8 protein-coding genes are annotated in these 14,454 nt (G+C 43.3%); all 8 read left to right on the top strand.

The features are described from left to right. Positions 1 to 989, top strand: a 989-nt coding sequence (locus LIZ08_RS05475) for an LPXTG cell wall anchor domain-containing protein (protein ID WP_227038445.1), incomplete at its 5' end; no start/stop codon positions are given. Positions 990 to 1,186: 197 nt separating this feature from the next. Further along, positions 1,187 to 5,809 carry an accessory Sec-dependent serine-rich glycoprotein adhesin gene (locus LIZ08_RS05470; RefSeq protein ID WP_227038444.1) on the top strand — a complete coding sequence of 1,541 codons (4,623 nt, stop codon included), beginning with the start codon at positions 1,187 to 1,189 and terminating at the stop codon, positions 5,807 to 5,809. A gap of 183 nt (positions 5,810 to 5,992) precedes the next feature. Next, complete coding sequence (locus LIZ08_RS05465; protein ID WP_024056286.1) at positions 5,993 to 6,997, top strand: sugar transferase; 1,005 nt, start codon at positions 5,993 to 5,995, stop codon at positions 6,995 to 6,997. Positions 6,998 to 7,220: 223 nt separating this feature from the next. After that, entirely contained in the window at positions 7,221 to 8,438 is a 1,218-nt protein-coding gene (secY2, locus tag LIZ08_RS05460) for an accessory Sec system protein translocase subunit SecY2 (protein WP_042760209.1), read from the top strand. Between the two features lie 8 nt (positions 8,439 to 8,446). After that, complete coding sequence (gene asp1 / locus LIZ08_RS05455) at positions 8,447 to 10,036, top strand: accessory Sec system protein Asp1 (protein WP_227038443.1); 1,590 nt, start codon at positions 8,447 to 8,449, stop codon at positions 10,034 to 10,036. Beyond that, positions 10,029 to 11,573, top strand: a complete 1,545-nt coding sequence (asp2, locus tag LIZ08_RS05450) for an accessory Sec system protein Asp2 (RefSeq protein ID WP_227038442.1) — start codon at positions 10,029 to 10,031, stop codon at positions 11,571 to 11,573. The genes asp1 and asp2 overlap by 8 nt, the downstream gene beginning before the upstream one ends. Further along, a complete protein-coding gene (gene asp3 / locus LIZ08_RS05445) occupies positions 11,570 to 12,040 on the top strand; it encodes an accessory Sec system protein Asp3 (RefSeq protein ID WP_021153996.1) in 471 nt (156 codons plus the stop codon). Before asp2 ends, asp3 begins: the two co-directional genes overlap by 4 nt. Positions 12,041 to 12,065: 25 nt before the next feature. Next, positions 12,066 to 14,450 (top strand): accessory Sec system translocase SecA2, encoded by a 2,385-nt coding sequence (gene secA2 / locus LIZ08_RS05440; protein ID WP_080674705.1) that lies wholly within the window; start codon positions 12,066 to 12,068, stop codon positions 14,448 to 14,450. The last annotated feature ends 4 nt before the right edge of the window (positions 14,451 to 14,454 follow it).

Raw genomic sequence — 14,454 nt, 5'->3', positions numbered from 1 at the left:
CGTCAGAGTCAGTTTCAAGTTCTGAATCGGTATCTACGTCCGAGTCAGTTTCAACGTCTGAGTCAGTTCCAAGTTCTGAATCGGTGTCGATGTCCGAGTCAGCCTCAACGTCAGAGTCAGTTTCAAGTTCTGAATCGGTATCTACGTCCGAGTCAGTTTCAACATCTGAATCAGTGTCTACGTCTGAGTTAGTCTCGACTTCCGAGTCATTGTCAGCCTCAGAATCAGTATCAGTATCAGGATCCGAGTCTGTATCAACGTCTGAATCTGCATCGACATCCGAATCAGTTTCAACGTCTGAATCAGTGTCGACATCCGAGTCGGTTTCAATTTCTGAATCGGTCTCAACGTCCGAATCCGTATCAACATCTGAGTCAGTATCTACTTCAGAGTCATTGTCAGCATCCGAGTCGGTTTTTGTTTCCGAATCAGTTTCAGTCTCTGAGTCTGTGTCAATGTCTGAATCATTATCAACCTCCGAATCGGTCTCAACGTCAGAATCAGTTTCTGTATCTGAATCAGTGTCAACATCAGAATCAGTCTCGACATCTGAGTCAGTCTCAACATCCGAGTCAGTATCTACTTCAGAATCGGTTTCAACGTCTGAGTCCGTGTCGACATCTGAATCGGTTTCAATATCTGAATCAGTGTCAACATCAGAATCAGTCTCAACGTCAGAATCAGTCTCAACGTCCGAATCCGTATCAACATCTGAGTCAGTCTCGACTTCAGAGTCATTGTCAGCATCCGAGTCGGTTTCAGTGAGTCAATCTCAATCAGGATCAATATCTGGTAGTGGTTCACAATCAACTTCTGGTTCAGAATTATTGTCTTCATCAGAATCAGCAAGTGGTTCACAAAAACACAGCCAATCTGTGGCGCTTCCGAATACTGGCGAAACAGGATCTGTGACATCAGCTCTTCTTGGGGTTGTTACAGGGTTAGCTGGAATTGCTGGACTGACCCGACGTAAAAAGAAGGGGAACTGATCTAGTAGGAAATATCATTTTTTCGAGTGAATCTCATAGGAGATTCACTTTTTTTACTAGTAGAATGAAGTGTTTTTAATTTCTTGCAAAAAATTCGAAAACAAAAACAAAAATAAATAAGTTTTTTATAGCAAATTACTTGAATCTACGTAGTATTCCTGTATAATTAATAATGACAACAATGTAAGGGGAATATCATGCAATTTAAGCGTTCAAAAGGAAACTTTCGTGAAACAGATCGTGTCGTACGCTTCAAATTAATTAAATCAGGAAAAAATTGGCTTCGGGCATCAACAGCTGCTCTAGGCCTCTTTCGCGTGGTGCGTGGGCAAGTGGAGGAGACCATCATTGCCAACGTACAGCAAGATCAAATAGAAAGTCAAAAGAATAACCAAGCCTTCTTAAAAGGTTTGATTACGGTAGGGACTGTTTTTGGTGGTGCTGTGCTTGCTACGACTACTAAGGCGGAGGATGCAACATCACTTGCACCAACGGTTTCTGAGACAAAAGAGGAAACCTTGGCAGAAGTGGATAGTGTGGTCTTAGCAAAAACTTCAAGCCAGCCTTCAGAATCCATCTCTGTTTCAGAATCGACTAGTTTTTCTACATCTGTGAGTGCATCTGCTTCGATCAGTGAATCTACGTCTTTGTCCTTGAGCGAAGTTGGATCAACTGCATTATCAACGGCACTTAGTGAGTCTGCTCAAGCTCTAGAGTCAGAGGTAGTTGTTGAAGAGCCGACTAGTTTAGAAGAAGCTGTTGTTTTGGAACAAAATACTTCTGAAGCTGAATTGCTCCAAGAAATTGCAGGAAACTATGCATCTAAAATGACGGACACTGAGCGCCGAGCAGTGGTCGAAGCGGTCATTAACAAAGTGCAGGCCGAAGTGGCTGCAAGTAATAACTTGATCCATACCAATGCCAGTGCTCAAGCTTATGCTGACCAGCGCGATCGTTTGGAGAAAGCTGTCGATGAGATGATGACGACCTTGACAGCTGCAGGTTTTGTGGGAAATACAAATGTAGATGGGAAACCTGCGATCTCTGCTCAGTTGGCTCCTCTAGCTGAGGAAACATACTTGGCTGATGATGTATTGGATATGAGCCCGAACCCAGAAGATCCCAATGGTGCGAGTGTAGAAGATCCTACACTTGACACACCAGGATATGCTAAGGATCCTCATCTAGATAAAGATCTCTTAAGATTTTCGCCTGAAGAGTTGAAAAATTTTTTAGGTGAACCCTACACCAATCGTTATACATTTGGTATTTGGGACTTTGTGAATAAACAAGGAGAGTCACTTGGTTACTATGCGACCATGTCGATTGATATCAGTGAGATAGATCCGGAAAAGCATAAGGCAATGGATGTTTATTTCCGCATTGTCCGAAAATCAGATGGGGCTGAAATTTTTTCACAAACTGTATCTCCAGAAGGATATGGCCAAGATATTCAATTACCAAAAGAAGTACTAATTGGTCAGGCTCCCCTTGGGAACAAGGTTTTTAATTCGGAACCTTCTACAGGTAATGGGACCTTTGGAATGCTAACGAATTTTATTCCGGAACAGGCTTTCTTATTCCGGAGTATTTATGATGTCATGACGCCTGAGAATCAGGGGCAATTGATTAGGACGTATCCTAGTATCAAAATTCCATCTATGATGGGACAACAATCGACCTTCTATAGAGAAGTGGACCCGAATGGTAGATGGTTTAATGGGCAATATGAACCAACGGGGAAAGAAAGATCCTTACTAGAGTATAGAATCTACGGATTGGAAGGCCAGCATTATACAGCTTCCAATCCACGCGAATTTCCTGGTTATGTACAGGTCCCAGCGCATACCGTGTTCCCGAATCGTAAAAGTGGGGTGTTCGATAATAGTAAGAATGGGAAATCAAGAATTGAACTATTAGGGGATGCGCGTGAGCATTTCATTAAAAGTGAAGTTGTCACCCTTAATCAAAATGGTGATTATTCTCTTCGCTACTATGTTTTAGATCCTTCTAAAATCCATGATGTTAGTAGTGGTGATGTAGGAAACGCTAAGGTAACCGATGTATATACACTTGTTTATGAAAAAGAATTTAAACAAGATAGTACGGATAACCTTTCAGATTTAGGTGGAACTCGTAAAGTTGAAAGTAAAAACAAGGATTATTTCCTGAATGTTACACCAAAACGAATAGATTACCAACATTTTGAGTTGGATATTACAGGTTGGTTCTCTAGTAAGGAGACAGTTACATACACTGATGAGAAAACAGGAATAGAATATACTGTTCCAAAACCATTCACGGAACTTCCAAAATCAGCCTACCTCGATAAAAATACGACCATGGTCGTTGGAGAAGATGCAACACCTCAAGGAGCAGATGGTTTTTCCAACTTCAAACAAACGATCAAAAAAATAGTAGATTCATATCCCTTAACGAGTGTGAATTATTACTATCGGAAGATGACACCGTCAGAATCTGCTTCACAATCTCAAAACTTCTCGATTTCAACTTCAGAGTCACTAGTTTCAGAATCCATTTCATCTTCTCAATCTGTTTCGGTCAGTGAGTCCGTTTCCTTGTCACAAGCATCTAGCTTCGCCAGTCAATCAGATTCACAGGTTTCAACCTCGATTTCCTTGTCACAATCTGTATCGACAAGCGAATCCAACTCGTTGGTTCAGGAATCGATCTCCACTAGTCAGTCGGAGTCTCTAGTCCAAGAGTCGGTTTCAGCCAGTCAATCAGATTCCTTGATTAAAGAATCCGTATCTGCCAGCCAGTCTGATTCGTTGGTTCAGGCCTCTGTTTCAGCAAGTCAATCGGATTCGTTAGTTCAGGCCTCAGTCTCTGCTAGCCAGTCCGAGTCGCTGCTCAAAGAGTCGGTTTCTTCAAGCCAGTCAGATTCATTGGTTCAAGAGTCCGTTTCGGCAAGCCAATCAGAGTCGTTGGTCCAAGCCTCAGTTTCTGAGAGTGAATCGGAATTATTGGTTCAGGAGTCTGTATCGGCCAGTCAATCCGATTCGCTGGTTAAAGAATCTGTCTCAGCAAGTCAGTCAGATTCGCTGGTCCAAGAGTCGGTATCATCCAGTCAATCAGACTCACAATCAAAAGCAGCATCAGCATCTAAGAGTGAGTCTGAAAAAGCCTCTAAATCTGTTTCGTTGAGTCAGTCGGTATCCTTATCTAATTTAGCATCTAGATCAATTTCTGTGTCTCAATCGCAGTCGACATCAGCTGTTGGATCGGAGGAAGTGGTTTCTCAACTGATTTCCTTGTCACAATCTATTTCGATGAGCAAAAAGCTGTCAGAATCCGTTTCGTTGAGTCAGTCAGATTCCTTGCTTCAGGAATCCGTATCTGCTAGCCAATCAGAGTCGTTGGTTCAGGAATCTGTATCGGCCAGTCAGTCAGAGTCGTTGGTTCAAGAATCCGTTTCTGCGAGCCAGTCTGATTCGCAGGTACAAGAGTCAGTCTCAGCGAGTCAGTCCGATTCCTTGATACAAGAATCAGTTTCCGCGAGTCAGTCTGATTCCTTGGTTCAGGAATCTGTATCGTCTAGCCAATCAGAGTCTTTGGTAAAAGCCACAGTTTCAGCAAGTCAGTCTGAGTCATTGGTACAAGAATCAGTTTCAGCAAGTCAGTCTGAGTCGTTGGTACAAGCGTCAGTTTCAGCGAGCCAATCAGACTCGCAGGTACAAGCCTTGGTTTCAGTGAGTCAATCAGAGTCGTTAGTACAAGAATCAGTTTCCGCCAGTCGATCAGACTCCTTGGCTCAGACATCTGTATCGTCTAGCCAATCAGAGTCTTTGGTTCAAGCATCAGTTTCAGCGAGCCAATCAGAATCGTTAGTACAAGAATCGGTTTCAGTGAGTCAATCACAATCTACTTCTGATGTCGAATCTAAGTCTCAAAATACAGAATCTATGTCCTTTTCTCGTTCTGATTCAATGAGTCAGTCGGAATCGCAAGTATCGACTGATTTGCAATCAACATCATGGAGTCAGTCAGAATCACAAGTTCAAGCTTCGATCTTTGCAAGTCAATCAGAGTCGTTGGTTCAGGAATCTGTATCTGCCAGTCAATCAAAGTCGTTGGTTCAAGCATCGACTTCAGCGAGCCAATCTGAGTCACAAGTTCAAGCATCAGTCTCCGCAAGCCAGTCTGAATCGTTGATACAAGCTTCGATCTCTAATAGCTACTCAGAGTCGTTGGTCCAAGCTTCGGTTTCCGCGAGTCAATCAGATTCATTAGTTCAAGCTTCTGCTTCGACAAGCGAATCGGCTTCAACTTCTCATGTCGTAGCTGCATCGCAGGTTTCAGAGTCTGGATCGTTCTCTCGATCCGTTTCTGAGAGTCTATCTGCTTCACAATGGACATCCCATTCAGGATCTCTAGCGTCGGCCTCGCTATCGAAGTCTGACTCCTATAGCCAATCAGCTTCACTCCTTTCAACAAGCGAATCGGCTTCAACGTCCATGCCAGTATCTGAATTTCCTTTGACGAGTGTTTCAGATTCTATAAGCGCATCATCGACAGAGAGTCAATCCTTATCGCAGGAAATTTCTGAATGGATTAGTGTGTCTTATGCGTCAAGTTTTTCTGCTGTGACAAGTTCTTCGGAGTCTGTCGTGTCTTCGTTTGGCACCTCTTACTCAGAATCTCCATCAGACACAAGCTCACTAAGTGCGACGCGTTCTTCAGAACCTGCTCTTCCAGAGACAGGTGCCCATCCTTCATCTAATATTCTTGCTACAGGAGCTTCCATTCTTCTGTCTGGATTAGCCCTTTTAGGAATTCGGAAAAAGGATGGCAAATAAAACCTTAAAAGACCGGAATGAACTGGTCTTTTATTGATCTAGAATGTCTAAGAAGTTGGGAAATATGTTATAATGGACAAGGAAGTTTTGAGTAAAGTGATATAGAGAAGGATACCTGTGAGAAATGTATCTGTCTATATGCAATTACAATATAGGATCAATAATAAGAGTTTGAGGGAAAAAATGAAAATCCATTTCACAAATTTATTTGGGCAATCTTCGCAAAGTGTTGCTTTAATGGCGCAAAATGATATTATGAATGTGGTTCGTGAACTCGGGGTTAATGAACTTGGGATCTACTTTTATGATCAAACTAATGAACCGGCTGGTGAGTTGAATTCACGGATGGACGGTATTTTAGCTGGTGTAGCTTTTGGAGATATCGTCTTCGTTCAATCACCCTCTTGGAACGGAATTGAGTGGGATAATCGTTTGGTGGATAAGTTAAAACTCCTTCAAACCAAGCTGGTCATGTTTATCCATGATGTCCCGCCGCTCATGTTTGAAAGTAATTATTATCTCATGCCTGCTTATATTGAGATGTATAATAAAAGCGACCTTGTTGTTGTCCCATCAGAACAGATGTACCATCGTCTAGTATCAGAAGGGCTTACAGTAAAAAAATATGTGGTCCAAAAGTTGTGGGATTTGACCCACAGTTTGGATCTCTACACTCCACAATTTGAGAAAAAGTTGATCTTCTCAGGAAATCCTTCGCGTTTCCCTCATATCATCGATTGGAAATATGATACCCCCCTTCATGTCTATACCGAACCAGTTGAAGGAGTCGATTATTCTAAGGTCCATATCGAAGGCTGGCGGACCAAGCAAGAGTTGCTTCTCGAACTTTCCAAGGGTGGTTTTGGACTTGTCTGGGGAAATTCAGAGAATCCTGAGGATGAGCGGGATTACTACAAAGAAAATATTTCCTACAAACTATCAACCTATCTTTCTGCTGGTCTTCCAGTAGTGGTACCAGATTATTTGTCAAATGCAGACTATATTCGAGAAAAAGGGATCGGATTTGTAGCCTCCAGTCTCGAAGAAGCCAATCGTTTGGTTCAAGACTGCACAGAAGAAGAGTATGCCCAAATGGTTCAAAAGGCTCAACATACTTCTTATTTGATTCGCAATGGCTATTTTACAAAGAAATTATTTGTTGATAGTGTCATGGCTTTAGGAAAATAAATAGAATAAAATAGGATTCTTCAGACATAAATCTGAAGAATTTTTTATTGAATACGGTACCAAGGCTATAATTTTTTACAATATTAAGGATTAGTGACAAATAAGTGTAGAAAATAAGCAAATTATGGTAAAATAAGTTGAGATAAAATGCTCTAAAGGCACATATTTAAAGGCTGTTTTCCAAGTGGAAGAGTCAAAATGAGTAAGAGAAAGTTTAAAAGAAATGTTAAAACGATCTGAAGTAGGAAAGAGATTTTGTTGGACGATATTTTTCGTCTTTATTTATGTTTTGGGAAGTAAAATTTCCCTGCCTTTTGTTGACTTATCAAAGGCCTTGAGACTCAATGAGGGAACGACAACGGGCTTGCAGCTCTCAAGCGCTGTGATGGGGGGAAACCTCCGCGGGATGTCGATCTTTTCGATCGGTCTATCCCCATGGATGTCTTCCATGATTTTGTGGCGGATGTTTACCGTTTCAAAACGCTTTAACCTCGAAAAAACCAGCACGGAGATTGTGGAACGGCGAAAGATGTACGTAACCTTGGTGCTCGCCATCGTCCAGTCTTTGGCAGTGGCCATGTATCTCCCTTTGAAGACAGGGTTGAACTCTGGACTTGTCATTGCGGTCAATACCATGATTATGGTAGCTGGAGCCTTCTTTTTAGTTTGGCTCTCCGATCTAAATGCCGCTTTGGGGCTTGGAAGCTCTGTGGTCATCATGATGGCTGGGATGGTTATGTACCTGCCAGAAGACGTGATGCAGACCCTTTCAAATGTCAATAATATACCAGAAATCGCTTATGTTCTGGGCGTGATTTTCATCTTGATTTTTGTCTATGTGGCAGTCTTAGTGGAATATTCCAAGTACCAGATTCCTGTCAATAAATTAGGGATCCACAACAACTTGAAAAGTTATACTTTTTTGGATATCAAGATCAACCCAGCAGGAGGGATGCCCTTTATGTACGCCATGACCTTGGTGTCCATTCCTCAGTATGCCATGCTCTTGATCTTGTCTATGGATTCCAATGCCAAGTGGGCCGCTCATTTAGCCAAACACTTGGTGATGGGAGATCCGATTTGGATTCTTCTTTACATTCTGATGATCGCCCTTCTCTCTTTTGCTTTCGCCTTTGTCAATGTGAACGGAGAAGAAATTGCAGATAAGATGATGAAGGCGTCCGAGTATATCGATCATGTCTATCCTGGAGCAGATACACGTCGCTATATCAATAAAATTGTGCTACGCTTGACGGTTTTTGGGACCTTGTATCTGATCCTCTTTACGGCGCTTCCTTTTTCCCTCTTGTTATGGGATAAAGATCTTTTGCGCTTGACCATGATTCCAGGAACCTTCCTCATGTTTGTCGGGATGATTTACAATATCCGAGAAGAAATTCGTGCCCTTCGTGTCAATCAACGTTATACAAGAATATTCTAGGAGTAACCATGTATTATTTTGTACCAGCCTGGTATGGAACGGACCGCATCTGGCAGCAAACAGCTACCCCTTGGTACTGGATGCGAGAATCCATTGAATTTGATGATACCATTAATCAAGTTCGTATTTTTCAAGAAGCAGAAATGGATCGGATCTTATTGTTGCCTCAATATAGTCCGCAACTGCGCTATTTTTTACACCGCCAAGATTTGTTAGAGACAGATGTGCTTTCGATTTTTGATCGGATCCAAAAGGTTCCGTCTAGTTTGGCGATGCACCCAGTTCAGCTTCGGGACATCGAATGGCCGAGTGAGACCACTTTTTCCTACACTCCCTTTTTGGTAATGGCATTTCGAAAGGGTCGTCTCATAGCAAAAATTGATATGGGAGTAGATGGAAACATTCTCTCTTTGACTCGTTATAAGAATGATGAGATCAGCTACATCGAGTACTTAGATGATCGTGGCTTTATCTCTAGTAGGATCTACTACAATGAGGGAAAACCCTATTTTCAAGAGTATCTGAGTTTTGATGGACAATGGGTTTTGAGAGAGATGTTGATCGAAGAGAACCATTCCGTCATGGTCAATGAAGCTTTCTTTCATGCCTTCAAAAAAGAAAGCTATGCCAATATGGGAGACGTTGTCGCTGAAAAAATGAAAGAGCAGTTAGCAACCTTGGTTCCAGGACGAGATCAGTTGGTTTTGGCAGCTCATCCAGCAAATTTGGCCTTTTTACAAGATACGGCAAGTAGCGTCAAGAAAGTCTTGTCTTTCTATGGGGATCGTCAGCCCTTGTCTGCCGAAAACTTTGCCCTCTATTTTGATATGATTGATGCCCAGCTCTTGATCACAGATAGTGAAAAAACCAAAGAAGCGATTGGGGTCTTTTCTCCTAGCTTAGCTCAAAAGACACACCGGATTACCTCTTTTGACTCCCGCCTCCGTTTGGGATCTAGTCAGGAACGCAAGGAATCAAAGATTTACTTTTATGTCAACGAAGCCGAGCTTCCAAGTAAGAGCCAGCTCAAGAAGGTTCTGGAAGTGTTGGCGCAACATCCTTTATTTGAAGTTGTTTTTGCATTTTACAATGGATCACCGGAGCGTGTTAAGGAATTAGAAGGGCAACTCGAGGAATTGATCGCTAGCGAGCAGGACTTGCATCTGGTTCAATCACCAGCCCAAATGGAAGGGCTTGGGGAAAACCAGATTATTGATGAAGAGTCCCTACAAGACGCACCAGACTACCGTTTTATAGTTAAGAATTTTTCAAATGAAAATGACATTATTCAAGAGTTGGAAAAAACCCGCTTGATTGTAGATTTAAGCGAGGAACCCAACCTCTACACGCAGATTGCAGGGATCTCTGCTGGGATTCCTCAGGTCAACCGCGTCCAGACAGAATATGTCGATCATTTGAAAAATGGTTATGTCTTATCAAAGGGAGACAAGGAATTAGAGAAGGCGATTACTCACTTTTTATTGGAATTGAAGCCTTGGAACGAAGCCTTGGTCTACTCGATCGAAAAAATTCAAGAATACACCGGTCAACGCTTGATCGAGAAATGGGAAGGATGGATGAAAGAACGTCATGGATAAAAAACTACAAATACCCCATATTCTCCAAATCGGCTCAAGTAGTTGGCAGGATCAGGTGGAGCTTCCTGCTGGACTAGGCTGGCACTTTTTTCAAGCTACCGCTCTTCCATCGCTCAAAGAATATATGGAAGAAGAGGAAATCTCCAAATTCAAAGCCTTGATTCTAGAAAAGCCAGAAGATTTATTAGCTTTAGGAGAAGACCTGGCTTATTTTCAGCCTTATACTGTTTTTTATGATCAAAGCCATGAACTAGAGGCGCCTTCTGACGAATTGGCCCACCTCTTAAGACTCAAGCAAGCAAGACCCTGGGATTTCTCAAACAAGCATCAATTTCTCTATGTCTTAGAGCGCTTTTTATACGACAATCAATATGGAGATGCCTTTACGGTTCGTGACCTGCGAGTGAGACCTGATTTTGCTGGTCAGCAAACGGTGTTGGGTCAACATTTTCTGAAGTTAGATGGATCATACGGTGAAGAGTTTACACCGATTGCTCAGTGGGTCTACAACTACGTGTATGATGCGAGTCGTCCCATCAGTTTTTGGTTGGAATATGAAAAAGATCCAAGCTGTCAGCTGCAGTTGCGGATTCAATTTTACCGCTTTGGTGCTCTGGGAGAGTGGGTCAAAGATGCAGTCTTTTCAGAAGAAGAGATGGAGCAACCCTTAGAATTGGATGGAGCAGAACCTTATTACCTAGCCTTTTCGCTGGAAGCAAAAGGAGAAGGGACGCTTACGATCGGAGCCTTACATAAGCGCTTGTCACATGGTCCTTTAGGAGAGATGACAGTAGGAGCTAAGACGCTACGGGACCACAAACGCCAAGAAATTTTTGCTTATTTCCATCCTGGCGATATGAAGCCACCTTTAAACATTTACTTTTCTGGGTATCGTCCGGCCGAAGGTTTTGAAGGGTTTGGGATGATGCGTGCGATGGGGAGTCCCTTTATTCTCTTTTCTGACCCAAGACTGGAAGGTGGATCCTTCTATATGGGCTCAGAAGAATTGGAAAATCAAATCACTGCCTTTATTGATCAGCACTTGGACTTGCTCGGCTTTGAGCCCAAAGATATGAATTTCTCAGGCTTGTCTATGGGGACCTTTGGTGCCCTTTACTATGGGGCTCTTTATTCTCCTCATGCGATCTTGGTCGGAAAACCCATTGTCAATCTGGGAGATGTCGCTGCCAACCTGAAATTTAAACGCCCAGATGAGTTTGGAACATCCCTAGATATGATGCAGTTGATCATTGGTCAAGTATCGCAAGAAGGGATCGGTCAGCTCAATCAACGCTTCTGGGACCGGTTTGATCAAGCGGATTTCAAGGATACGATTTTAGCCCTTGCCTATATGAGGGATGATGACTACGACCAGCAGGCTTATCCAGATATTTTAGAGGCCTTGTATGAATTGCCGGTTCGGATTATCAGTACTAGTCGTGCCGGTCGACACAATGATGCGAGTGGTCCGATCATTGAGTGGTTTGTGACCCAGTACAAAGAAATCATGGAAAGAGACTTTGGAAGAAACCAATGATAAAAATAAAAGAAAATGAAAGCAGACGAATCTACTGGGGCGATACCGTTCTGGCAGATTATCTTTGGGGGTCGACCATTCAAGCGACTGACCAAGGAAGCGTTCAGTTTCAGAACCCCCTCATGCCATCTGGTCAAGTGCTGAAAACTTGGCATTCGCAGACAAATTTTGGCGCAACTCGTCAAATTCCTAGTCTGCCCCTGCTCAAAAGAGAGCAAGATTATGAACTGGTTATCACGATGGAAGCGACTCCGGCTCATACCGTTATGGTAGAAATCGTCTTCAAAGATCGCTTTGGAGAGGTCGTTGGCCGTCGAGTAACCGCAGAAGGTCGCTTGCCGTTTACCTATCCAGATCAAGCATACGCCTATGAAGTACGCTTGCTCAGTGCAGGTTTGCAAGAGTTTACCTTCCACTATTTCACGATTCAACCAATATCGTCTGAGGGAGCAGAAGTTCTCGAATAGACGAACATCACTGCAAAAAAAGAGGATTACATTGGATTACGTTAAATTAAGAAACATCAAAAAAATCTTAAAAGAAGTCAATAGCTGGAAGGATGACATGGCCCGCTTGACGGATCAACAACTACAGGAGAAGACTGTGGAATTTCGGGAACGTCTAGCAGAGGGTGAGACCTTGGATGATCTCTTACCGGAAGCATTTGCAGTTGCGCGGGAAGCTGATAAACGGGTCTTGGGCATGTTTCCTTATGACGTGCAAGTCATGGGAGGGATTGTCCTCCACCAAGGCAATGTCGCTGAAATGAATACCGGTGAAGGAAAGACCTTGACGGCAACTATGCCGGTTTATCTCAATGCCTTAGAGGGCAAAGGGGTCATGGTTATTACGACCAATACCTATCTGGCAACTCGGGATGCAGAAGAGATGGGACAGGTCTACCGCTTTTTGGGCTTGACTGTTGGAGTTCCCTTGAAACAATCAGAAGACGAAGAATTAGATCCAGAAGTCAAACGGGAGATTTACCGGTCAGATGTCATTTATACGACCAATACCAGTTTGGGCTTTGACTATTTAACAGAGAACTTGACGGCTTCTGCAGATGGCCAATTTTTGGCAGACTTCAATTACGCCATTGTTGATGAGATTGATTCGGTGCTCCTTGATAGTGCTCAGACTCCCTTGATTATTTCTGGTTCTCCTCGGGTTCAGTCCAACCTTTATGGGATTATTGATACCCTGATCCAAACCTTCAAAGAAGGGGAAGACTTCAAGTTTGATGAAGAAAAGAAACGAGTTTGGTTGACTCGAAAAGGAGCTCATGCAGCAGAAGCCTTTCTAGCCATTCCCAACCTCTATGATCCCCAATACCGTGACTTGGTCCGCCATATCAGCTTAGCCCTGCAGGCCAATAAAAACTTTATTAAGGATAAGGATTATGTCATCCATCCCAATGTCGAAGGGCAACCGGAGATTGTCTTACTAGACCAGGCGACGGGGCGCTTGATGGAAATGACCCGTTTGCAAGGAGGACTCCACCAGGCGATTGAAGCCAAAGAGGGTCTCAAGCTCACCCAAGAAACACGGGCCATGGCTTCTATTACTTACCAAAACCTCTTTAAGATGTTTCGGAAGTTGGGTGGCATGACTGGGACTGGGAAGGTCGCTGAGGCAGAGTTTCTTGATACCTATGCCATGTCAGTGATCAAGATCCCAACCAATCGCAAGAAGATCCGCAAGGATTTGCCAGATGAAATCTATCAGACCTTGCCAGAGAAAATCGTGGCTTCCTTGGATTATGTGAAGAAGATCCACGAAAAGGGCAATCCGATTCTGGTCTTTGCCGGATCCGTTGAGATGTCGATTCTTTACTCGAATCTTCTTTTGCGGGAAGGGATTCCACACAATCTTCTTAATGCCAACAATGCTCCTCGAGAGGCCCAGATCATTAAGGAATCAGGTCGAAAAGGAGCTGTGACGGTTGCGACCTCAATGGCCGGTCGGGGAACCGATATCAAGTTGGGACCAGGAGTCGCTGAGTTAGGTGGCTTGGTGGTTGTTGGGACTGAGCGGATGATGAACCAGCGGATTGACCTTCAAATTCGGGGACGTTCAGGTCGCCAAGGAGATCCCGGTTTGACCAAGTTCTTCGTCTCTTTGGAAGACGATTTGATGAAAAACTGGGGGCCAGACTGGATCCAGGATACCTATCAAGACTATGATGTGGATGAGCGAATTGGTTCAGCCAAAGCTCTGACCAAGCGCAAGTATAGAAACTTGGTGGAGCGAGCTCAAAATGCTAGTGAAAGTTCTGGTCAGGCCAGTCGTCGGATGACACTAGAATTTGCGGAAAGCATGAATATTCAGCGTGCCATCGTCTACGAAGAGCGCGACCGCTTGATTAAACAAGAAGGACGCTTGGATGATATCGTTGAAAAAGTGCTTCGTTCCGTCTTTTCAAGTGTAGCCCATAAAAAAGAATACAAGGAACCGGTAGCTTTTTATCGCTATATGTTAGACAATGTGAGCTACCAAGTAGATCCGGAAAAGGCCCACCAAACCTTCCGTAGCAAGAAAACCAAAGAGAATTTCTTATGGGAGATTGCTAAAAGCGAGTTGGAAGCTAAGTATGAGATCTTAGGCACCGATGAGGTGATCGCCCAATTCCAGCGCATGGCGATCCTAAAAGCTATCGATGAAAACTGGGTAGAGCAGGTAGACTATCTGCAACAATTGCGCATGGCGCTCTCTGGTCAGTACACCAGTCAGAAAAACCCTTTGGTAGAATTTTTCCAAGAAGCCTACCAATCCTTTGAACGAATGAAAGAGGCGGCCAAAGAACAAATGGTCCGCAATCTCTTACTGAGTCGAGTAGAAATCAATAAAAAAGGGGAAATTGTCTTGCATTTCCCATAAAAGA

It is taken from the genome of Streptococcus sp. 210928-DFI.4.42 (assembly GCF_020554365.1).
Classification (GTDB): domain Bacteria; phylum Bacillota; class Bacilli; order Lactobacillales; family Streptococcaceae; genus Streptococcus; species Streptococcus parasanguinis_S.
Note: the sequence above shows the minus strand (reverse complement) of the source record. Positions and strands in the feature narration are given on the sequence as shown.

Excerpts from the sequence above, each read along its gene's own strand:
- LIZ08_RS05470 (WP_227038444.1), top strand. The coding sequence starts at position 1,187 with ATGCAATTTAAGCGTTCAAAAGGAAACTTTCGTGAAACAGATCGTGTC.
- LIZ08_RS05465 (WP_024056286.1), top strand. The coding sequence starts at position 5,993 with ATGAAAATCCATTTCACAAATTTATTTGGGCAATCTTCGCAAAGTGTT.
- secY2 (WP_042760209.1), top strand. The coding sequence starts at position 7,221 with ATGTTAAAACGATCTGAAGTAGGAAAGAGATTTTGTTGGACGATATTT.
- asp1 (WP_227038443.1), top strand. The coding sequence starts at position 8,447 with ATGTATTATTTTGTACCAGCCTGGTATGGAACGGACCGCATCTGGCAG.
- asp2 (WP_227038442.1), top strand. The coding sequence starts at position 10,029 with ATGGATAAAAAACTACAAATACCCCATATTCTCCAAATCGGCTCAAGT.
- asp3 (WP_021153996.1), top strand. The coding sequence starts at position 11,570 with ATGATAAAAATAAAAGAAAATGAAAGCAGACGAATCTACTGGGGCGAT.